Genomic DNA, 20,760 nt, shown 5'->3' with positions numbered 1-20,760 from the left:
GTTCCGAGTTGATTTAAGAATTTGAACTCATTCTAGTACATCCGGCTTCCAGACCCAAATAAAACCAAAAAGCCCTGTTTTCTTTTACAGCAGGGTGGGGATTCTGGCTGTGAGGAAGGGCGCACACGGATTTTGGAAGGCGTTTGGCATTTGTGCTAGAATTTCCGCAAAAATCAGAATACGAACCATCGACCCATATTCAATCATTCAACCTGGGGCTCCAGGGGGAGGTGTCCATCATGAAAAAGCGAATTGGTGTGGTGCTGGCCGGGTGCGGAGTTTACGACGGATCGGAAATCCATGAAGCCGTGATCACCCTGCTGGCCATCGACCGCAACGGGGCGGAAGCGGTGTGCATGGCTCCGAACGTGGACCAGATGCACGTCATCAACCATCTCACCGGGGAAGAGGCGAAGGGCGAAAGCCGCAACGTGCTGGTGGAATCGGCGCGCATCGCACGAGGCGAGATCAAGGACATCGCCACGGTGAAGGCGGATGACCTGGACGCGATCATTTTCCCCGGCGGTTTCGGCGCGGCCAAGAACCTGTGCGATTTTGCGGTGAACGGCGAGAACTGCAAGGTGCATCCGGAAGTCCATCGGCTGGTGTGCGAGTTCAAGGACAAGCAGAAACCGCAGGGCGCAGTGTGCATTGCCCCGGCAGTGATGGCGGGCATCTACAAAAACACCGACATGCACCCGACACTCACCATCGGCAACGACAAGGGCACGAGCGGCAAGATCGTGGCGATGGGAAGCAAGCACCAGGACTGCGCGGTGGAAGACATCGTCATCGACCAGGCGGCAAAAATCGTCACCAGCCCCGCGTACATGCTGGGCAAGAGCATTTCGGAGGTGGCCGAAGGCATCGAAAAGACGGTGAAGGAACTGATCAGGATGATCTGACGGCACGCCGCATTGTCTGCGTGAAAAACAAAAAGGGTCCGGCGAACGAGCCGGGCCCTTTTTTCGTGCGTGCGTATGGCGCGTCAGCTTTTGTGGTGTTGCAGGATCTGGTCGAGGGTGTTGGTGGTGGACAGGCCCTTGACGATGGGCACCAGGGCCACCTTGCCGCCGTAGCTTTCCACGATCTCGCGTCCCACCACCTGGTCGATCTTGTAGTCGTCGCCTTTGACGAGAATGTCCGGGCGCAGTTCGCGGATCAGGTTCTCCGGCGTCTGTTCGTTGAAGATGACGATGTAGTCCACGTCCTGCAGGGCGGAGAGAATATTTGCGCGCTCCTGCTGGGTTTTGATGGGGCGGTTCGGACCCTTGATGGCGCTCACCGATTCGTCGCTGTTGAGGCCGAGGATGAGGATGTCGCCCATGCGCCGGGACTTCTGTAGAAACTCGATGTGCCCGCCGTGGATGAGGTCGTAACAGCCGTTGGTGAACACCACCTTCTTGCCGATGTTCTTGGCGAGGCTGACGATCTTTTTCGCTTCCTCGACTTCGAGGATGGTCGGCGACGTCCGCAGCATGTCTTCCTGCAGGAACTGGTTGAGCTCGTTCAACGTGACGACGGCGGTGCCGATCTTGCCGACGACGATGCCCGCCGCCATGTTGGACAGGCGCGCCGCTTCCTCAAACGTGAAGCCGCTGAACAGCGACATGCCGAACACGCTGATGACCGTGTCGCCCGCACCGGTGACGTCGAACACCTCTCGCGCGACGGTGGGAATGTCCACCGGCTTCTTTTTCTTGCGATAGAGGATCATTCCCTCCTTGCCGCGGGTGACGAGGATCGATTCCGCCTTCGCGAGCGAGATCAGGTATTCGGCGGCGCGGTCGAGGTCTTCCTGCGTTGCGATCTTGATCGGTGCGACGCGCTCCACTTCCAGCTGGTTCGGCGTGATCACCGTGCATCCCTTGTATTTGCTGAAATCGGTCCCCTTGGGATCGACCACCACGTGCTTCTTCGCGTTTTTGGCGCGGTGCATGATGGTGTGCGTCACTTTTTCGGTGAGGATGCCCTTGTTGTAATCGGAGCAGATCACGCCATCCATCTTCGGCACGGTTTCGTTGATGTAATTGATGATCTTTTTTTCCGTCTCGGGCAGGATGGGCCGGTTGTCCTCCTTGTCGATGCGCAGGACCTGCTGGTTGTGCGCGATGACGCGGATTTTGGAAGTCGTCGGCCGGTGCACGAAACGGAAGATGCCGTCGGTGTGGATGTTGCGGTTGCCGATGAGCTCCAGCAGCTTGTCGCCTTTTTCGTCCTTGCCGACACCGCCGACGAGGTACACGTCGCACCCCAGCGCCACGAGGTTGTTGGCCACGTTCGCCGCACCGCCCAGCGCCAGGTTTTCGGATTTGCTCTCCAGGATGGGCACCGGCGCCTCCGGTGAGATGCGGCTGACCGATCCCCAGATGTATTCATCCAGAATGAGGTCGCCCACCACGAGGATCTTGACCCGCTTCTTTTCGTCAAACAGATGCTGGAATTTGGTTTTCATCCTAGAACTCCTGGTCGAGGATTTCGCAGAGGATGTGACCGATGGTGATGTGCACTTCCTGGATGCGCGCGGTGTCGTCAGACGGCACGACGATGGGCAGGTCCACCATGTCTTTCAGTTTACCGCCGCCCTTTCCGAGAAACCCGATGGTGACGGCACCGATTTCTTTTGCGGCTTCCACCGCCTTGATCACGTTGCCGGAGTTGCCACTGGTGCTGATGGCGATCACGGCGTCTTCCTTGCGGGCGAGGCCTTTCACCTGCCGCACGAACACGTCGTCGAAGCTGTAGTCGTTGCCGACGCAGGTGAGGATGGACGAATCGACGGTGAGCGCGATGGCGGGGATGGGACTGCGCTCGCGCTTGTAACGGCCGATGAACTCGGCCGCGAGGTGCTGGGCGTCCGCCGCACTGCCGCCGTTGCCCATGAGCAACAACTTGCCGCCGTTCTCGAAACTGGTGCGTACGTGGTTGATCGCTTCGAGGATCTGCGGCGCCAGCGTGTTGGCGACTTCGCGTTTCAGATCCGCGCTTTCGTTCAGAAATTCCTTGATCCGGTCCATGGGGTTCCTTTGAATTCTCGCTTACAAAAAACCTTCTTCAGAAAAACTGTAATACTCCGAGCCGCCGATGATGATGTGGTCGATCAACGGGATGCCGATGATCTCGCCCGCTTTCGAAACGCGGTGGGTGATCTCGATGTCCGCCTGGCTGGGGGTCGGGTCGCCGCTGGGATGATTGTGGATGAGAACGATCCGCGCGGCAGATTCCTTGATGGCCGGGATCATCACCTCCCGCGGATGCACGATGCTGGCGTCCACGCTTCCCTCGGAGATGGTGAGATCGCGGATGATGTTCAGCTTCTGGTTGAGAAGAACGACTTTGACGATTTCCTTTCTGAGATTTTTCAGGAAAGGTGCGTACAGATCCACAAACGACTGGCAGGAATTCATTTTCTGCCGCTGGCCGACGCTGTGTGCGGCCAGGCGCTTGCCGATTTCCAATGCGGCCTTGATCTGTGCGGCCTTGGCCACACCGATGCCGGGAACGGAACACAGTTCGTTCACCGAGGCGCGGTCGATGCTTTGGAAATTCCCGAATTCATGCAGGAGGTCGCGGCTGATGTCCACCGCGTTTTTCTGCGATCGATGGTCCCCCGACCCGATCAGGATGCCGAGCAGCTGCGCATCGGACAGTTTATCACCGCCGTAACGGACGAGCCGTTCGCGGGGACGTTCATCCTCGGGCCAATGCTTGATTGAGGACGAGGACGTGGAGTTGTCTGCCATAGGGGCGCCATCATGACTTCGGGGGTTCCATCTGCTGCTTGAAATAATCCAGGGTGGCCCGGAGTCCCGTTTCCAGATCGACCCTGGGTTCCCAGTTCAGGAGCCGGCGGGCCTTGTCGATGTTGGGCCGCCGCAGTTTGGGGTCGTCCTCCGGCAATGGTTTGTGGACGATTTTACTCTGGCTCCCGGTGACTTGCAAAATTTTCTGGGCCATCTCCAGAAGGCTCATTTCTTTGGGGTTGCCGATGTTGACGGGTTCGTTGATGGAGGACGTCATCAGGCGGAAAATGCCGTCCACCAGGTCGGACACGAAGCAGAAACTGCGGGTCTGGGTGCCGTCCCCGTATACGGTGAGGTCCAGCCCGTTCAGCGCCTGGTGCATGAAGTTGGGGATGGCCCGGCCGTCGTTCAGGCGCATGCGCGGCCCGTAGGTGTTGAAGATGCGAACGATACGCACCTCCATGCCATGCGTGCGGTGGTAAGCGGTGATCAGCGCTTCGGCATAACGCTTGGCTTCGTCGTACACACTGCGCGGTCCGATGGGGTTCACGTTGCCCCAGTAGGTTTCCGGCTGCGGATGCTCGTGCGGATCGCCGTACACCTCGGAGGTGGAGGTGGTGAGGTAAACGGCGTTTTTCTCCCGCGCCAGGTCCAGCGTGTGGTGTGTGCCGTAGGAGCCGCATTTGAGCGTCACGATGGGGTGCGCGTAGTAGTCCGGGGGGCTGGCCGGCGACGCCATGTGCGCCACGTAGTCGAGCGGCCCGTCGTACGAAAACGGTTCGGTGATGTCCTGCTCGATGAACCGGAACCGGGGATCGGAGATATGAGCGATGTTGTCGCGTGAGCCGGTGATGAAGTTGTCGAGGCACACCACGTCGTGTCCCTTTTCCAGAAGGAGGTCGCAGAAGTGCGATCCTACAAATCCGGCGCCGCCGGTCACCAGGGTGGTTGGCATGGGGCTCCTTTAGTCGGATTGAATGGGTTGCGGCGCGGATTCGAACCGGTCGCCGATCTGCACGTCATGTCCGGCGAGGAAATCCTGCGCGTTCATTTTCTTTTTGCCCTCGGGTTGCAGTTCGGTGAGGATCAGCCGGTCGTCGGCGGTGCCGACTTCGATGCCGTGTTTGGTGACGCGCATCACCATTCCGGCTTCGTCTGTTTGCTGCCTCGGTGCGGTTTCTGTTTTGTACAGTTTGAGCCGGTGCCCGTTCAGGAACGTGAATGCACCGGGCCAAGGGTTGAGTCCGCGCACCAGGTCGTGAAGGCGTCGAGCCGGCTGGTTCCAGCAGATGAAGCCGTCTTCTTTTTTCAGTTTGCGGGCGAAGGTGGCTTCGTCATGATTCTGCGGTGTGATGGGAAGCGTTCCCGCCTCGAGCTGGTCGATGCTCTCCAAAGCCAGCTCCGCCCCGGCGTCGGCCAGCGCGTCGTGCACGTCCTGCGCCGTGTCGTTTGGACCGATGGGCACCTTGCGGATCAACAGCATGTCGCCGCTGTCGAGGCCGGGGTCGATTTTCATCGTGGTCACCCCGGTTTCGGTTTCGCCGTTGATGATGGCCCAGTTGATGGGCGCGGCGCCGCGGTACTTCGGTAGAATGGACGCGTGGATGTTCATGCAGAAGTGTTTCGGGATTTCCAGGAAGTTCGGTTTCAACAGTTGACCGTAGGCGATGATGACGATGAGGTCCGGCTTCAAAAGGTTTAACTGTTCGACGAAATCCGGGGCGCTGGCTTTCACCGGTTGCAGGACGTCGAGTCCGTGGGCCAGCGCGAATTCCTTGACGGGCGGCGGCTGGGCGGCACGGCCGCGACCTTTCGGCCGGTCGGGCTGGGTGACCACCGCCTGCACGGTATGGCGTGATGCATGCAGGGCCTTCAACGTGGGGACGGCGAAATCGGGGGTGCCCAGGAAGACGAGGTTCATTCGTCTCCTTGTTCTTTGAGCAGTTTCTTGAACTTGCGTTTCAGCATGTCGCGTTTGGTGCGGCCCAGCATGTCCCAGAACAGCTTGCCTTCCAGGTGATCGAGCTCGTGCTGGAAGGCACGCGCGAGGTAATCTTCAACTTCGTAACGCACGTCGTTGCCGTCCAGATCGACCCCCTTCACTTCGACCCGCTTGAAGCGGGGCACGTCGGCGACGATATCCGGGATACTGAGGCATCCTTCCTGCCCGTCCTGCTCTTCTTCCGCGGCAGTGATGACCGGGTTGACGATGATGATGGGGTTGTGGTCTTCCTTTTTTTCGGCATCGAAACCGAAATCGACCACGATCAGGCGTTGCGGAATGCCCACCTGGTTGGCGGCGAGGCCGACGCCCACCGAATCGAACATGGTTTCGATCATGTCATTGGAAAGCGTCACCAGGTTTCCGTCGATATTCTGCACCGGCGCGCACTTTTTACGAAGCACCGGGTCGAGACAATTGCGTATGTTTAAAATGGACATTTTCGAATTCGTAAATTGCGGGGTCCAGGCAGCTCACAAATGGAGTTTCAATCGTCAGCCACAAAAAAACCATTATAAAACAGTTTCCACAAATGGCCAATTTCCTGAGATCAGGTGAGCGGCGGGTCGGAGCCCGGCGGATTCTGATTGAATGACTGAAGCGCCGGGTCCTGCAGAACGTCGGTATGGAGGTTCCGGGCCTTGACCGGAAGGATGACAATGAACCGGGTGCCTTCCCCCGGTTTGCTCTCTACCTGGATGTCGCCGCCGTGCATCTTCACGATTCCGTAGCTTACGGAAAGTCCGAGCCCGGTGCCCTTGACCGAGGGTTTGGTCGTGAAAAAAGGATCAAAAATATTTTTCATGCCATCCGGAGGAATGCCCTGCCCGGTGTCCGTGATTTCGAGATGGATGTTGTTCTTTTCGAGGTCGGTGCGTATGGAGATATTGCCCTGCGGCTCCGTGATGGCTTCTTCGGCGTTTTGCAAAATATTCAAAATGACCTGCCGTATCTGGTCCGGTACGGCCTCAATGTTTTTGACTTGAGGTGAATAGTTGCGGATGAGGTCGATGTTTTTTTCCTTCAGTTTCTTTTTGGTCAGAAACACCATATCCTCCACCGCTTCGTGAAAGTTGAATACCTCTTTTTTGTCCGATGACGGGCTGTGAAAATTGAGAAGTTTTTTAATGAGGTTGGAGATGCGGTCGCATTCCTTGATGGCGAGCGAGACAAAATCACGGTCCTTTTCCTGGAGGTTGCCACGGCGGAATATTTTTTCCAGAACACTGCGAATGCCGTAGATGGGGTTGTTGAACTCATGAGCCATGGAGGCGGCGAGTTTACCGGTGGCCGAGAGTTTTTCCGCGTGCATCAACTGGCGGTGCGCACTTTCCAAATCGGCGGTGCGCTGTTCCACCAGTTCCTCCAGTTTGTGCCGGTACTTGAATAACTCTTCTTCCGCTTTTTTCTTTTCGGTGATGTCCTGCACAATGGCAAAGTAGACCGGGCGCGAGGCCATCTCCGAATATTGAATACGCATCTCGACGGGGTAGGTCGATCCGTCTTTTCTTCGGTGGTGGGTTTCGAACACGATCTGCTGAAGTTCTCCCTGCAGGGGTTCCAGCATCTTGATGAATTTTTCCAGGGTGAAATGCGGTTTCAGTTGGAGGGGCGTCAATTCCTCAAGTTCCCGCATGGAATAGCCCAGGTTCTGCCGCGCGCCCAGGTTCACCTGGAGAAACTTCAGGGTTTGCGCGTCAAACACGAAAATTTCGTTGGATGAATTTTCCAGGATTCGGCCGAGCGAGGAGGTGCGCTGTTCCGCCGCTTCGGTTTCACTGATGGCCGCGGTGAGGATGAGGGTCATGATGGTGAGCACCAGCAGGTAAAACTGAAGAAGGCGCAGCGAACTTTCGATGGTCTGCAGTGCCATGGGACCGCGTCCCTGCGCCGTGCCCCAGATGGCAGCCAGCGAAACGAACAGGATGGCGATCACCGCGCCTGCCTGCCGGAAGCGGAACGCCGACCACACGAGGACGGGGAACAGGAGATACACCAGCGGATAATGCCAGTAGATCAGCCAGTCGCCGAACGCCATCTGCGTCGTGAAATAAAAGAAAAAGGCGAGCGCGGTCGCTTCCAGCGCCTGGCTGCGCCTCAGTCTCAAGGTGCCGGAAAGGTAAACCATGAACAGCGGCGCCACGGTCAACACCCCCATTGTGTCACCAAGCCACCAGGTGACCCACGCCGAGGCGAATTGATCCTGTTCCAGAAATCCACCCAGCAGGAGGCTGGTTTGAGCGAGAGTCGAATGGATGGTTGAGTTCAGCGCGCCGACGCCGAAGATGAAAATCAGGACGTCCCTGATGCGGGTCAGGGGATTGATCGAACCGACGCCGTACTTGAGAAGCAGGGCCCCGGTGGCGGTCTGGATGACGGCTCCCAGCGCGATGAAGGTGGCGACTGGAAAGAACTCGAGGAGGGTGAATTCCCGCACCGAGGCCATGGAACTCCACAGGAACACGGTGAAGGTCAGCGACCCGAGCCAGATCCCGGGCAGGATCCCCGCTCCCCAGCGCAGGTAGGCTCCCAGTGCAAACCCGGCGGGGGCGAACAGGGGAATGGAATAGCCGTACACATTGGCCAGGTGCACCATGCCGAACCCGCAAAGGAAATATAACAGCGCGGTGAGCAGGTTGCGGCCCAGGCTGTGCTGAATCCGGTGACTGCGGAAAACCTTCATCCAGTTGCCCCTGAATGGTGAAATCCCCTAAATTATAGGGTGATCCGGGCGGGGGCACCACCGTTTTCTGGAACGCGGGGCAGGAGGGGTCACTCCAGGTATTCTACGCGGCACTCGTATTCGCTGTCGGAGATCCAGTTGACCTTCATGTACATGGGGAGTTTGGTTTCGCGGTCGATGATGGCGGCATGCAGCTGTTCCGCGGTCAGTTCTTCCGCGCCCCGCAGGTCCGCACCTTTGAGGATGGCGCCGGACAGGTTGGTGCCGCGGAACTTGGCTCCCTGCAGGCTGGTGCCGGTCAAATCGGCATTGGTAAGATCTGCATCCATGAGGATGGAGCCGTGTCCCATGTCCGCTCCGGCAAATACCGTTCCCACGGCACGCGCTTCAGTGAAATCCACTTTCGCGAGGTTGGCCCTGGAAAAGTTGCCTTCGTTGATCTCGGCGTCGAAAAAGTTGGAGCCGCCCAGGTTGGCCTCCCGGCAATCCACACCAATCATGTCCGCGGAAACGAAAATCGTGCCGATGAGAATGGCGTTTTGCAGGTTGGTGCCGCAAAGGTCGGCGTAAGTGAGGTCCATGCCGCACAGGTCCACTTTGGGCATGTGCAGGTTGGCCAGCGTGGGAATGCTCAGGCGGTTCTTCCACATGGCATTCAGAATTTCACCTTTCTTTTCCACCTCGGAGGCGGCCTGGCCTTCTCGGTATTGCTCCCACAACTGGAGCAGTTCTTCTTCTGAAAGATGTCTCATTGAATTGCCTTTGCTTTATATCTGGTGAATTGATGAATGATTGAATTTGGGTGCTGAAACCCAATCATAGACCGAAATGCTCCGGGAAAAAAACCCCAAAAGGAGGTGGGAATTGAAAAACCAAAGGGAAAGGGGCGGGGGTCCCGGGGCGTCTCAGGGGTTGCTGCCGAGCCTCCTGCCGGGGATGAGATATTCGCAAATGTAGTCGCGAACGCCTTCCTCCAATGAAGACAAACTCCTGTTGAACCCGGCCTCCCGGATTTTCCGTATGTCGGCGCAGGTGTGGTACTGGTACTGGTCCCGGATGGAGGCGGGCATTTCGATGTATTCGATAAACGGTTTTTCACCCATGGCGTTGAAGATGGCGCGTGCGAGATCGTTCCAGTTGCGCGCGCTCCCGGAGCCGATATTGAAGATGCCGTTCACCTCCGGGTGATCGAAGAAAAAAAGCGTCATGGCCACGGCGTCTTTAATGTAGACGAAGTCCCGCTCCTGTCCGCCGTCGGCGTATTCGGGGCGGTAGGATTTGAACAGGCGGATGCGTCCGGTGTCGCGCACCTGTTCGTGGCCTTTCAGCACCATGCTCCTCATGTCTTCCTTGTGGTATTCATTGGGACCGAACACGTTGAAGTATTTCAATCCCACGATGTGTTTCAGCAATCCTTCATCACGCGCCCACAAGTCGAAGCGGTGCTTGCTGTGGCCGTACGGGTTCAGCGGCTCCAGTTCGTCCAGACGGCTTTCGTCGTCGTTGTACCCCTGTTCCCCGTTGCCGTAGGAGGCCGCGCTGGAGGCATAGATGTATCGCGCCCCCTGGTCGAGGGCGAAGCGGGCGAGCGTCTGCGTGTATTCGAGGTTGTTGATGCGCAGAAACTCTTCGTCGGTTTCCGTGGTGGAGGAACACGCACCCATGTGGAAGAGGGCCTCCACCTTCGGCACGCTTCCCCCCCGCACCGCATTGATGAACTCATCGCGGTCGAGAAAGCGGGTGTGGGTCAGGCCTTCCAGGTTTTTCTTTTTTTCCGGATGATCGTCCACATCGACTATCCAGATGTCGTCGTGCCCGCGCTGGTTGAGGCTGTGCACGATCGCACTGCCGATGAATCCCGCTCCTCCTGTGACTATGATCATGGTTTTGAGTTTCTTGTTTCCCGTTGAGGGGTGGTTGTTGGTTTTTTGTGCAGGGTATTCCAGTCCGCTTCGAGCCGGATCGGTTCCGGCGAGACGTCAGCGTTGCCGGACATTTTTTCCAGCATCTTCACCCGGTTGCCCGCGGCGGGATGGGTGGAGAGGTACTGCATCCATTCGGGGACCTCGCCTTCCTCGCTCTGAACCACGGCGAGCAGTTTCTTTTCTTCCTTTTCCAGTTTCTCGAACACACGCACCATGCCTTGGGGGTCGATGCGCGCGGCGACCATCATTTTCATACCCTCACGGTCCGCTTCCGTTTCCATGCTGCGGCTGAATCGCAGGCTGTCGAGTTCCCCCGCGGTTTGCAGGACGGCGTTCATGACGCCGTTGGCGTCGCCCACCATCATGGAAAGAAACATGCCGGAAGCCAGTTGGCGGATGATACCGCGAGTCGAGTGGCGGTGCAACACGTGTTGGAACTCGTGAGCAAGAACGCCCGCCAGTTCTTCCGGCGATTCCGTCTGGTTGACCAATCCCTGAAACACGACCACGATGCCGCCGGGCAGGGCCAGCGCGTTGATCTGGTTGGAGGGATGGATCGATACGCGGAAATCGTAAGGCTGGTCCGGAACCGTGGCCAGCAGGCGCTGCGTGATGGCGTCCAGCATCTTTTTCTGCGTGCCCACGGCGGTCTGCGAAGCCCCGCGAAAAAGGGATTCGTGGACCGTGTCGCCCAGCTTCACCTCCCATTCCACCGGAACGTTCTCGGCCACCCGGTCCGCCATGGCGGGAATGAACAGCGTCCACACGCCATACAGCAAAAAGGGAATGGCCACCACCGCCAGCCACAACAGGATGCGGCGGCTGGAGGCGTGTTTTGGCCGCGACCAGAAACTGCCCAGCGCGTCCGGAGCGATGGCTTCCACGCGATCGAGGAAGGTGGGGTCTTCTACCAGCAATTGTTCGGTTACGGATTGGGCCGGGTCTCCGGTGGTGCGTTCCAGGTGGACGCCACTTTTGCCCTTGCCGGAAGGAGAAAGGCGGATCTGCGGGTAGGGCCACTCGATTTCCTCCCCGCTCTTTAACCGCAGTGTCAATGACTGTGCGGTGGCGCGGAGGAGCACGGGGTGTTTGTTGGCCGTCCGGCCGTCATAGTACCAGGCGCGGAAAACCGCCGGGTTGGCCGCCATGCTGCGCTCCTGTTTATCGAGGTGCGGGAATCAACCGAAATCGAGCGGGATATCCAGTGCGTCGAGACCGCCTTCGCTGAACGCGCCGCTTTTCTGCATGTCCTGAATCACCCGGTTCATGTCGATGGCCCCTTCGAAGGAGAGGTGTTTGGCCAGGAACTGCTGGCGTCGGCAGACCACCCAGGCAAAGCCGATTCCCAGCGTGAAGACCAGGATCAGCAGATTGCCGAACTGAAGCTTGAACATCTCCCAGCCGCTTGCGGTGAATTTGAACGAACCGCTCCCGAAGTGCGTGTGGCTCCAGTTGTAACGGGATAAAAACGCCTGCCACCACGGAATGTTGAGTCCCGCCGTCAGCGGAAACAACAGGACAAACAACAGGAACTTGCCGAAGAGGTCCTTGCCCTGACCGGTGTAGTGAAACGCCTGGTTGCCGAAGTTGGAATTTTCAATCCAGAACTTTTTGATCTTGGCCAGAAAGAACGGGTAATACAGCCCCACCGTGAACAGGGTCAGCATGTACCCGACGAAGTAATTCAGCATGGCCTGTCCGCGTTTGCCGTAAAACGAGAAACGGATGTTTCGGAGTGAGGTGCGGGTCAGGCGGTAACGGTACGCCCCGACCATGAGCGCCGGAATCAAAAGCAGGATCACCAGACCCACGATGGGATCCACAATTTCCTGCGAACCGGGACCGAGGTACATCCCCAGCCCCGCACTCCCGACACCGACAAGAATCAGGATGAGGGAAAAGAATGCCGCGCCTCGGAACAGCTCCGCCCCGGTGCCGTGATAGGTAAAATAGTCCTTATTGAAGGAAGTGTGGTCCAGCGTGTACTTGCGGACTTTGGTTTTTGCCCAGAAGGAATATATGCCGAGTGTGAGGATGGTGAGGATGCTGTTGACGAACATGATGCGGAACAACTCTCCGCCGACGCCGTGGAACTCGACTTTATACGTTTTCTGCGGACCTTCCGCCACCATGGTCTGGTCCACTGCGGTGTCGGCGGGAGGCGCATCGTCGAACCCATCGTCCAGATCGGTGTCGGCGCCGGTCGCATCCATGCCGGTGTCGTCTGCCGGGGAGTCGTCACCATAAACGGTGTTTGCCGTTTCGACCATGGAATTCGATTCCTGGCCGTCGATCGGGATCAGTTCAACGGAAAACCCCTGGTTGGACAGATAGCGGTTCACGTTCTGGGCGTTCTGGCTGTCGAGCGGATTGGCAAACCTCCAGGGAATGCCTTTTTTGACCTGCTTGACAACCTGTCCCGCTTCTTTCTGCGTCAGGGCGAACATCGTGGCCAGACGAAAGGCGGCCCGGTTGACGTCGTTTCCGCTCCAGGCATTGAGGCTGATGTAATGATTCATGATTGCCCTCACCCTTTTAAGAAGAATGCAACTCAGTCATCCCGTTTGGGTTGTTCTTCGAAACCGAAATCCTCATCCATGCCGGCTTCCATGTCCTGTCTCATTTCAGCATCCATATCCATGGAATCGTCCATGGCCGCGGCTTCCATTTCCGGCTCGGCTTTTTTCTTTTTGCGCGAGAAAAGGCCTGAAAGTTTTGCCATGAGTCCACCCAGCATTCCGCCTTTGGCCTTTTTCGCCGGCGCCGCCATTTCCTGCGGCATGGGTTCCGGAGCCCCTCCCTTGACGATGGCGGGAATGGTTTCGACTTCAAATCCCAGATCGGTCAAAAAATTCCTGGCGACTTCCGTTTGTTGATCGGAAACCTGATATTCGAACTGCCACGGGTTGCCGTTTGCCAAAAGATCCACAATGGGACCGGCCTCTTCGTTGCTCAGGCGAAATATGCGGGCCATCTTATCGGTGGCTTCATCCTGGTCGGCGCCCATCCAACCGTTCAATAAAATGTAGTGGCTCATGGGTCTCCTCACTGGTTGGTTTTTTTGTTAAATGGTTGGATTGTTTGATCTTACTAGTATCAACGATTCGCCGGGAAAAGCAAAGTAAAAATAAACAAAAAGAGCCAGGAAACTGGGTATTGCGTGAATCGCGGACCCGGAGGGGAGGGGGATCAGATCTGCAGTTCGGGCAGGGAAAATTCCCTTTGGAACACGGGCGGGGTGTCGGGACTCAAATAGGCTTCGGCGACGATGCTGTCCGGCCCCTCGCCGGCTTTCAACACCACCTGCCGTTCGTACTGCGGATCGGGTTCGTTGGGCACCAGTTGAACGGTTTTGGGAAGCAGGGGATGTCCCGGCAGGTTCCGCCAGCCTTCGAGATCGGGATTGGCCTCGATCATGGCCTCGGTGACGGGCCAGACCCGTTGTGCGCCCGGCGAAAACACCCATTTTACAAAATCTTTTGCGCGCTGGCGCGGGTACCGGTAGGGGAAATTGGAGATCATCAGGATGTCGTGGCGGGTCAGGTACTCGACGACGGCCATGCCGGTTTTCAGGTCATCGAGCGCAACCTGTTTTTCGTCCTTGCCGCAGGACGTGCCGGTGAGGGCCAGCAAGCAGATCAGCAGAAACCATGCCCCCATTTGCCACAAGGGGAATGGACGCCTTGAAGATATGAAAAACTGTTCGGGAAGGTTAAAAGAAATCATAGGCGACCCGGGGTTGGGCCCAGCCGAGAAAGCCGTCTTCCTCCGGAACGCCGGTGAACTTGTCCGACTCCTTCACCCAGCCTTCCGGTTGGTCCCAGTTGTCGCCGAAGTGGTAGAGATAACACTTGGCGCGAATTTCCGGACTCAAGGTCATCAGTTCTTCATAGGAGGCGTGAACGCCACCCGTGAACAACTGGCAGTCGTGGAACATCAATTCCGCTTCCTGAGCGAACCGCTCCGGGTACTCCCGGTCGAACATGGTGTCGCCGGAAATCCAGACACGGCGGTTGATGTAGAGGCCGCAACACCACTGCGACTCGTCCACGCTGTCTGCCGAGTCCGGGAAGTGCCGCGTGCGCACCAGCACCACTTCGATGGGACCGTGCTGGTACACCCAGCATTTGCGGCCGAGGACCTGCGTCGCCTTGGGGCGCAGAATTTCGAAAAAGTCGTTCAGTTGCAGGGGGCGTCCCTGGTTGGCCTCGCAGTACTCCGCACCGCCGGAGAGGCTCTTGGTCCACAGAATTTCCTGGTAATCCCGCAGGATGATCAGTTCGGGCGGGGTGGGCTTGCCGAAGTAGCGGTTGGTCAGCATGATCTCTTCGAAGCCGCCGATGTGGTCGGCGTGGCTGTGAGTGGGCAGGTAGGTGCGCACCTTTTTCACGTCCAGCCCCACGTCATTGAGCGCCAGCGGGCCCTGTGTGCCGCAGTCCATCAGCAGGTGGTGGTCGCCCTGGATGATCAGAATATTGGATTGTCGATTTCTTTTTGCGAATGCCGAACCCACTCCCACGAAAACGATGCGCAGTTCACCGTCTGTGGTCAGCGGCAATGGGTTTCCCTGGTCAAAAGTATCGGTTAATTTATACATGGCAGAAGGTCCGGTTTTTGGATAATCTGTATGGAATCCGTGATTATTCTGACAAGATCCCATTTATTGTATTATTATACAGAGGAAATTAAAAACAATTTCTTGACGCTTTTCGGTTATTGCAATCAGGCCAAAAACAATAAAAATCAAAAGGTTCCGTCAAGGTTTCGTTAACTCGAAACCGGGGCGGCACCCGCGCCTTGTCGAATAAAATGCAAATCTTATTCCAAATTTAGGATCTGCTATATATTTTGGCTCTATTGGGGAGGCATTGAGTGGCCATGAAGCCATCGGACCTGTCTAAAATGACCCGCCAGCAACTGCAGAACCTGGCCCGGCGTAAGAAGATACCTGTCTCCTCCAGCCTGTTGAAAAATGAGATGGTGTCCAAAATCGGGCGGGAGCTGCGCAAACAGGAAAAACAGAAGGCTGCAGGAGGCAAGGGGCCAGCCGGAAAAACCACCGCAAGGAAGACCGGTTCCAGAAAAACCGCGACAAAAAAGGCGGCCGCCGTAAAACCGTCCACGAAGAAAGCAGGCGGCTCGCGTTCTACCGGTGTCGCGAAAGCCGGAAAGAAGGCGGCCAGCCCCAAGTCGGGCAGGGTCCGGTCCACCGCCAGGAAGGCCGCAACAGGGAAACCCAAGGCAAAGGCCCAGGTCAAAACCAAAAAGAAAACCGCTGTCAAATCCACCGCCAATACAAAAAAAGCCGCGACCCAAACCGGCAAGGCGCAGGCCAAAGCCAAAACGAAACCCACCGCCAGGGCGGTGAAGGGAAAAACCAGAAAAACCGCGGACAAAACCCCGGCACGCAAAAGCCGGACCCCCGTCCAGGCCAGAAAGCGCCCGGCTTCTGCCGGCCGCATCCGCCCGCAGCGCGAGGTGGACGAGGAGTTGACAGCGAAATTCGTTCTCGGTGCCGCCACCATGCAGGACGAATCCGGGCAGGAAGCGCGCATGGACCTCCCTGCGGGATACGGCGATCACCGGTTGGTGATGATGGTGCGCGACCCCTACTGGGTTTACTGTTACTGGGAGCTGCAGCCGCAGTACGTGGAAGAAGCGCTATCCCGGCTGGGCCGCCAGGCGCACGAGGTCCGCTGGGTTATTCGCATCCACTCGCAGGGCGGGCAGGCCGGGACGGATCATTTCGATACGGAAATCGACACCCGCGCACGCAGCTGGTACATCCACCTCGCTCCGCCGGGCGCGACGTTCACCGCCGAGATCGGGGTTCGTGACGGTGCCGGGCAATACGTTGCCGTGGTGCGTTCCAACAGTGTGACCCTGCCCATGGACCGTCCCTCCGCCAATATGGACGAGCAGTGGATGCTGAGCGACGAGGAGTTGCACCACCATTACGCGGGCATGGATTTCCCCCACGAGGAAGGCATGAAACCCACGGGCAAGGCCACCCTGTTTGATGAGGGGCAGTCGGGCCGGCCCGTGCAGCCGGGGGGAGCCAGCGAGTACCGTCCGCCGTCTTCTTCCAAAAAATAATTTTTCGCCAAAGGACCGCTCATGGCCAAAGGATACCTCGCGCTCGTTTTACACGCCCACCTGCCGTTCGTCCGCCACCCGGAATACGACGAGTTCCTGGAGGAGGACTGGCTGTACCAGGCCATCACGGAAACCTACATCCCGCTCATCCGCATGTTCCGCGGACTGGTGCACGACAAGGTGCCGTTCCACCTCACCATGTCGCTCACCCCGACCCTGATCTCCATGCTGAGCGACCCGCTCCTGCAAACCCGTTACGTGCGTTACCTCGACCGCACGCTGGAGCTCGCCAACAAGGAAGTCGACCGCACGCGCCACGAACCGGATTTCTACACCGTCGCGCTCATGTACAAGGAACGGCTGGAAGAGACGCGCGACCTGTTCTGCGAACAGTACCTGGAAAACCTGGTCAACGCGTTCGTCGAATTCCAGGACCGGGGCCACCTGGAACTCATCACCTGTGGCGCGACGCACGGTTATTTCCCGCTCATGAACGGCAACATGAACGCCATCCGGGCGCAGGTCCGCACCGCCGTGCGCACGCACGAAGTCTATCTGGGACGCAAGCCGCCGGGCATCTGGTTGCCCGAATGCGCCTATGTGCCGGGCGTCGAGGAGATTCTTAAATCCGAAGGAATCGGTTATTTCTTCGTGGACACGCACGGCATCCTGTACGCCGACCCGAAACCCAAGTACGGCGTCTATGCGCCGGTGTTCTGCCCGAACGGCGTCGCCGCCTTCGCCCGCGATGTGGAGTCGTCGAAACAGGTGTGGAGCTCGAAGGAAGGGTATCCCGGCGATTTTGATTACCGCGACTTCTACCGCGACGTGGGGTTCGATCTCGATTACGAATACATCAAGCCGTACATCGCCTCGACCGGCGACCGCAAGATGACGGGGATCAAGTACTACCGCATCACCGGCAAGACCGATCACAAAGAGCCGTACCATCCGTTCCGCGCCATGGACAAGGCGGCGGACCACGCGGGCAACTTCATGTTCAACCGCGAGCGGCAGGTGGAGCACCTGAACGGGCTCATGGGCCAGCCGCCGATCGTCGTTGCGCCGTACGATGCCGAGTTGTTTGGTCACTGGTGGTTCGAGGGGCCGGACTTTTTGAACTACCTCATCCGCAAGGTCGCGCACGACAGCGAGATAATCGAACTCACCACGCCGGGCCGGCACCTCGGCCGGTTTCCAAAAAACCAGGTGGTGCGACCGTGCATGTCCAGCTGGGGCTACAAGGGGTACCACGAACACTGGATGAGCGGCGAGAACGACTGGATCTACCGCCACCTGCACAAGGCCGCCGAGCGCATGGTGGAGTTGGCGGAGAAACACCCGAACGCCCGCGGCACCATGGAACGCGCGCTCAACCAGGCGGCGCGGGAGTTGCTGCTGGCGCAGTCGAGCGACTGGGCGTTCATCATGTTCGCCGGGACGATGGTCGAGTACGCCGTGAAACGCACCAAGGACCACCTCGTCCGCTTCAACAGGCTGTACGAAGACATCAACCGCCACCACATCGACGAAGCCTGGCTGCAAGACCTGGAACTCCGCGACAACGCCTTTCCCTTCGTCGACTACCGCGCGTACCTCTAGCCCGGCCCCGCCGGGAGGCAACCGGGCATCGCCCCTCTGGCACCGGGCCCCTGCCCAGGCCACCGAATATCGTTCGCCCCCAACGCACTTCCCAATTGTTTCCAGGTGCAATATGGGGAAAATTTGTATGATTTCAAAGCCTTTGGGCGTGGATTTCATCCTAATTCCAAGCTATAATTTTCTATCGAAAACCCCGAATAACGCGTAAGTTAATGAAATATTTAATAGTTCTCGCCAATGGACTGAGCGATCACCCCATTGCCGAACGTGACAATAAAACCCCGCTGACCCTGGCGGACATGCCGAATCTCGACCGCATCGCCGCCGAAGGCCGCACGGGCTCGGTGCGCACGGTGCCGGAGGGCCTGCCCGCCGGAGGCGAGGTGACGGCGCTGTCGCTCCTCGGTTACGATCCGCTGAAACACGGCGCCGGGGCGGGCCAGTACGTGGCGCAGGCTCTGGGCGTGGAGGTGAAGGCCAGCGAAGTGCCGTTGTGCTGTGACTTCATCATCCTGCAGACCAGCCACAACGACATGATCGTGAAGGATTTCACCGCCGGGCAGCTGGCCGACGCCGACGCGCGCACGCTGATCGAGGCGTTGCAGCAGCAGGTGATGGCGGACACGGCGGTGACGTTCCATGCCGGCCGCGGGTACCACAACCTGATGGTGATGGAGAGCGATCCGCTGCCGAACCGGCTCATGCCGCCGAACGGGTTGATCGGCGAGGGCATCCGCCAGCACATCCCGCAGGACGCGCCGTACCGCGATCTGGTCAACATCATGAACCAGGCGCAGATCATCCTGCACAACCACCCGTTCAACAGAAAGCGCATGGCGGATGGCACGGATGCTGTCAACAGTGTGTGGTTTTGGGGCAACACAAACGGCCGCGGCAAGGAAACCATGCCCGCCTTTTTCAGCCGCTTTGAAAAGAAGGGGGCGATGGTCACCGCCTCGCTCCTCCTGCAGGGTGTGGCGCGGCAGGTGGGAATGACGGTGGTGGAGGTTGAGGGCGCAACGGGTTTCGCCGATACCAACTATAAAGGAAAAGTCGAAGCGGCCATCACTGCGCTTGAATCGCACGACGTGGTGTACCTTCACATGACCGGCGCGGAGATCGTGTCCCTGCAGGGCAACATCGACGACAAGATCGCCGCCATGGAGGACATGGACCAGCAGGTGCTGGAACCGATCCTCGATTACCTGGAGACGCACAAAGACGTCACCCTGCTGGTCACGGAAAACCACATGAGCAGTGTGGACCGCATGCGTTACGATGAAGCGCCGGTTCCCTTTGCCGTGTACCCCTCCGGCAAAGGCGGGGACTCCATTCAACGATTTGACGAAGACCTCGTGCAGAACGGTTCCGAGCATTTCAAGGACGGGCCGTCGCTGGTCGAGGCCCTGTTGAAAGGAGCCCTGTGAGCCGTCCATTGATCGTTCAGAAATACGGCGGCACCTCGGTGGGGTCGCTGGACCGGATACGCACGGTGGCGCGCCGCGTGAAAACCGCATGGGAAGCGGGGCAGAACATCCTCGTCGTGGTCTCGGCCATGGCCGGGGAAACGGACAAGCTGCTCGGCATGGCGCATGAATTATCGGAACGCCCGGAGCGGCGGGAGATCGATCTCCTGCTGTCGTCCGGCGAGCGGGTATCGAGCGCCTTGTTGTCGATCGCGCTGCACAACATCGGCTGTCCGGCGGTGGCGCTGACGGGACGGCAGATGGGCCTGCTGACCGACAATTCGCACACCCGGGCGCGGATCAAGCAGATTTCGGCGGACCGCGCGCATGAGGTGCTGGCTCGCAACCACGTTGTGGTGTGCGCCGGGTTCCAGGGCATCAACGAGCTGGGCGACGTCACCACCCTCGGCCGGGGCGGATCGGATACCTCGGCGGTGGCGCTGGCGGTGGCGGTGAAAGCTGACCGGTGCGAGATTTATACCGACGTCAAAGGGGTTTATACGGCCGACCCGCGGGTCGTGCCCAACGCGCGCAAACTGCATGTGGTATCCTTTGATGAAATGCTGGAGATGGCCAGCCTCGGCGCGAAGGTCCTGCAACTGCGTTGTGTCGAGTTCGCCAAGAATTTCAACATTCCCCTGGTCGTGAGGTCCACCTTCGACGAGGAGGATGAAGGCACGTACATCTGCAAGGAGAGTCCGGATATGGAAGATCCCGTCGTCTCGGGTGTCATGTATGACAAGGATCAATCGAAGATCACGGTCAAGGGTGTGCCGGATCAGCCGGGCGTCGCGGCGAAACTGTTCAGCGCGCTGGCGGCGGAGTCGCTTTCCGTGGACATGATCATCCAGAACGTCAGCGCCGAAGGGCACACGGACATTTCGTTCACCCTGCCCACCGCGCACCTGAAGGAAGCCGAGCCCATTGTCCAGCAGGTGGCCGATGCCATTCGCGCCAAAAGTGTGGAATCGGATTCACTTATTTCGAAAATTTCCGTCGTCGGTGCGGGCATGCGCAGCCATTTCGGCGTGGCGGCGCGCATCTTCCAGGCATTGTCCGACGAGGGCATCAACGTCATCATGATCAGCACGTCGGAGATCCGTGTCTCCTGCGTCATTGAAAGAAAATACACAGAGCTCGCGGTGCGTGCGCTGCACGACGCCTTTGATCTGGAACACGAACCCGAACGCGTCACCGAGCCGGAGCCCGCTTCCTCCGTCGAACCCGGTGAACCTGAATAAAC

At 58.5% G+C, this 20,760-nt stretch carries 19 protein-coding genes; 5 read left to right on the top strand and 14 right to left on the bottom strand.

Going from position 1 to position 20,760, the window contains the following annotated elements; genetic code table 11:
• The first annotated feature begins 239 nt into the window (after positions 1–239).
• The gene (gene elbB, locus ACTRXA_RS04875) at positions 240–905 is read left to right on the top strand and encodes an isoprenoid biosynthesis glyoxalase ElbB (RefSeq protein WP_442426081.1); all 666 of its coding nucleotides are present in this window, start codon (positions 240–242) and stop codon (positions 903–905) included.
• Positions 906–988: 83 nt separating this feature from the next.
• On the opposite strand, the gene rfaE1 is transcribed toward elbB, so the two are convergent.
• From rfaE1 to ACTRXA_RS04805, 14 genes are all read right to left on the bottom strand, one after another.
• Positions 989–2,455: a D-glycero-beta-D-manno-heptose-7-phosphate kinase gene (rfaE1, locus tag ACTRXA_RS04870; protein WP_442426080.1), complete on the bottom strand. Its 1,467-nt coding sequence runs from the start codon at positions 2,453–2,455 to the stop codon at positions 989–991.
• A 1-nt stretch (position 2,456) separates the two neighbouring features.
• Positions 2,457–3,017, bottom strand: a complete 561-nt coding sequence (locus ACTRXA_RS04865) for a D-sedoheptulose-7-phosphate isomerase (protein WP_442426079.1) — start codon at positions 3,015–3,017, stop codon at positions 2,457–2,459.
• A gap of 21 nt (positions 3,018–3,038) precedes the next feature.
• Positions 3,039–3,743, bottom strand: coding sequence for a RadC family protein (radC, locus tag ACTRXA_RS04860; RefSeq protein WP_442426078.1), 705 nt, complete (start codon positions 3,741–3,743; stop codon positions 3,039–3,041).
• A 10-nt stretch (positions 3,744–3,753) separates the two neighbouring features.
• Entirely contained in the window at positions 3,754–4,698 is a 945-nt protein-coding gene (locus ACTRXA_RS04855; protein WP_442426077.1) for a UDP-glucuronic acid decarboxylase family protein, read from the bottom strand.
• A 9-nt stretch (positions 4,699–4,707) separates the two neighbouring features.
• Complete coding sequence (fmt, locus tag ACTRXA_RS04850) at positions 4,708–5,664, bottom strand: methionyl-tRNA formyltransferase (protein ID WP_442426076.1); 957 nt, start codon at positions 5,662–5,664, stop codon at positions 4,708–4,710.
• Positions 5,661–6,185 carry a peptide deformylase gene (gene def / locus ACTRXA_RS04845; RefSeq protein ID WP_442426075.1) on the bottom strand — a complete coding sequence of 175 codons (525 nt, stop codon included), beginning with the start codon at positions 6,183–6,185 and terminating at the stop codon, positions 5,661–5,663. The genes fmt and def overlap by 4 nt, the downstream gene beginning before the upstream one ends.
• A 110-nt stretch (positions 6,186–6,295) precedes the next feature.
• Complete coding sequence (locus ACTRXA_RS04840) at positions 6,296–8,428, bottom strand: MASE1 domain-containing protein (protein ID WP_442426074.1); 2,133 nt, start codon at positions 8,426–8,428, stop codon at positions 6,296–6,298.
• 89 nt (positions 8,429–8,517) lie between these two features.
• Positions 8,518–9,180 (bottom strand): pentapeptide repeat-containing protein, encoded by a 663-nt coding sequence (locus ACTRXA_RS04835; protein WP_442426073.1) that lies wholly within the window; start codon positions 9,178–9,180, stop codon positions 8,518–8,520.
• A 153-nt stretch (positions 9,181–9,333) separates the two neighbouring features.
• On the bottom strand, positions 9,334–10,311 hold the full coding sequence (gene rfaD, locus ACTRXA_RS04830; protein ID WP_442426072.1) for an ADP-glyceromanno-heptose 6-epimerase: 978 nt from the start codon (positions 10,309–10,311) through the stop codon (positions 9,334–9,336).
• On the bottom strand, positions 10,308–11,501 hold the full coding sequence (locus ACTRXA_RS04825; RefSeq protein WP_442426071.1) for a M48 family metallopeptidase: 1,194 nt from the start codon (positions 11,499–11,501) through the stop codon (positions 10,308–10,310). Before ACTRXA_RS04825 ends, rfaD begins: the two co-directional genes overlap by 4 nt.
• 30 nt (positions 11,502–11,531) lie before the next feature.
• Positions 11,532–12,872, bottom strand: a complete 1,341-nt coding sequence (locus tag ACTRXA_RS04820) for a YjgN family protein (RefSeq protein ID WP_442426070.1) — start codon at positions 12,870–12,872, stop codon at positions 11,532–11,534.
• A 32-nt stretch (positions 12,873–12,904) separates the two neighbouring features.
• Positions 12,905–13,390, bottom strand: coding sequence for a hypothetical protein (locus ACTRXA_RS04815; RefSeq protein ID WP_442426069.1), 486 nt, complete (start codon positions 13,388–13,390; stop codon positions 12,905–12,907).
• A 152-nt stretch (positions 13,391–13,542) separates the two neighbouring features.
• Positions 13,543–14,013, bottom strand: a complete 471-nt coding sequence (locus ACTRXA_RS04810) for a hypothetical protein (protein ID WP_442426068.1) — start codon at positions 14,011–14,013, stop codon at positions 13,543–13,545.
• A 52-nt stretch (positions 14,014–14,065) separates the two neighbouring features.
• Positions 14,066–14,911 carry an MBL fold metallo-hydrolase gene (locus ACTRXA_RS04805; protein WP_442426067.1) on the bottom strand — a complete coding sequence of 282 codons (846 nt, stop codon included), beginning with the start codon at positions 14,909–14,911 and terminating at the stop codon, positions 14,066–14,068.
• A gap of 320 nt (positions 14,912–15,231) precedes the next feature.
• Between ACTRXA_RS04805 and ACTRXA_RS04800 the strand changes: the two genes are divergently transcribed.
• The 4 genes from ACTRXA_RS04800 to ACTRXA_RS04785 all read left to right on the top strand — a co-directional run bounded on the left by ACTRXA_RS04800 (position 15,232) and on the right by ACTRXA_RS04785 (position 20,758).
• On the top strand, positions 15,232–16,449 hold the full coding sequence (locus tag ACTRXA_RS04800) for a DUF4912 domain-containing protein (RefSeq protein WP_442426066.1): 1,218 nt from the start codon (positions 15,232–15,234) through the stop codon (positions 16,447–16,449).
• A 21-nt stretch (positions 16,450–16,470) separates the two neighbouring features.
• The gene (locus tag ACTRXA_RS04795; RefSeq protein WP_442426065.1) at positions 16,471–18,051 is read left to right on the top strand and encodes a glycoside hydrolase family 57 protein; all 1,581 of its coding nucleotides are present in this window, start codon (positions 16,471–16,473) and stop codon (positions 18,049–18,051) included.
• 212 nt (positions 18,052–18,263) lie between these two features.
• Positions 18,264–19,478, top strand: coding sequence for a 2,3-bisphosphoglycerate-independent phosphoglycerate mutase (gene apgM, locus ACTRXA_RS04790; RefSeq protein WP_442426064.1), 1,215 nt, complete (start codon positions 18,264–18,266; stop codon positions 19,476–19,478).
• Positions 19,475–20,758, top strand: a complete 1,284-nt coding sequence (locus ACTRXA_RS04785; protein ID WP_442426063.1) for an aspartate kinase — start codon at positions 19,475–19,477, stop codon at positions 20,756–20,758. The genes apgM and ACTRXA_RS04785 overlap by 4 nt, the downstream gene beginning before the upstream one ends.
• The last annotated feature ends 2 nt before the right edge of the window (positions 20,759–20,760 follow it).

The sequence above is a fragment of the Nitrospina sp. P1_D6 genome (genome assembly GCF_052156615.1).
Taxonomy (GTDB): domain Bacteria; phylum Nitrospinota; class Nitrospinia; order Nitrospinales; family Nitrospinaceae; genus Nitrospina.
The sequence above is the reverse complement of the archived record's forward strand: the minus strand, read 5'-3'. Positions and strand labels throughout refer to the sequence as shown.

Coding starts and splice junctions, on each gene's coding strand:
- fmt (WP_442426076.1), bottom strand. CDS start 5,664: ATGAACCTCGTCTTCCTGGGCACCCCCGATTTCGCCGTCCCCACGTTG.
- ACTRXA_RS04820 (WP_442426070.1), bottom strand. CDS start 12,872: ATGAATCATTACATCAGCCTCAATGCCTGGAGCGGAAACGACGTCAAC.
- ACTRXA_RS04825 (WP_442426071.1), bottom strand. CDS start 11,501: ATGGCGGCCAACCCGGCGGTTTTCCGCGCCTGGTACTATGACGGCCGG.
- ACTRXA_RS04815 (WP_442426069.1), bottom strand. CDS start 13,390: ATGAGCCACTACATTTTATTGAACGGTTGGATGGGCGCCGACCAGGAT.
- elbB (WP_442426081.1), top strand. CDS start 240: ATGAAAAAGCGAATTGGTGTGGTGCTGGCCGGGTGCGGAGTTTACGAC.
- ACTRXA_RS04835 (WP_442426073.1), bottom strand. CDS start 9,180: ATGAGACATCTTTCAGAAGAAGAACTGCTCCAGTTGTGGGAGCAATAC.
- ACTRXA_RS04840 (WP_442426074.1), bottom strand. CDS start 8,428: ATGAAGGTTTTCCGCAGTCACCGGATTCAGCACAGCCTGGGCCGCAAC.
- ACTRXA_RS04795 (WP_442426065.1), top strand. CDS start 16,471: ATGGCCAAAGGATACCTCGCGCTCGTTTTACACGCCCACCTGCCGTTC.
- ACTRXA_RS04865 (WP_442426079.1), bottom strand. CDS start 3,017: ATGGACCGGATCAAGGAATTTCTGAACGAAAGCGCGGATCTGAAACGC.
- ACTRXA_RS04855 (WP_442426077.1), bottom strand. CDS start 4,698: ATGCCAACCACCCTGGTGACCGGCGGCGCCGGATTTGTAGGATCGCAC.
- def (WP_442426075.1), bottom strand. CDS start 6,185: ATGTCCATTTTAAACATACGCAATTGTCTCGACCCGGTGCTTCGTAAA.
- radC (WP_442426078.1), bottom strand. CDS start 3,743: ATGGCAGACAACTCCACGTCCTCGTCCTCAATCAAGCATTGGCCCGAG.
- rfaE1 (WP_442426080.1), bottom strand. CDS start 2,455: ATGAAAACCAAATTCCAGCATCTGTTTGACGAAAAGAAGCGGGTCAAG.
- apgM (WP_442426064.1), top strand. CDS start 18,264: ATGAAATATTTAATAGTTCTCGCCAATGGACTGAGCGATCACCCCATT.
- ACTRXA_RS04800 (WP_442426066.1), top strand. CDS start 15,232: ATGAAGCCATCGGACCTGTCTAAAATGACCCGCCAGCAACTGCAGAAC.
- ACTRXA_RS04810 (WP_442426068.1), bottom strand. CDS start 14,013: ATGGGGGCATGGTTTCTGCTGATCTGCTTGCTGGCCCTCACCGGCACG.
- rfaD (WP_442426072.1), bottom strand. CDS start 10,311: ATGATCATAGTCACAGGAGGAGCGGGATTCATCGGCAGTGCGATCGTG.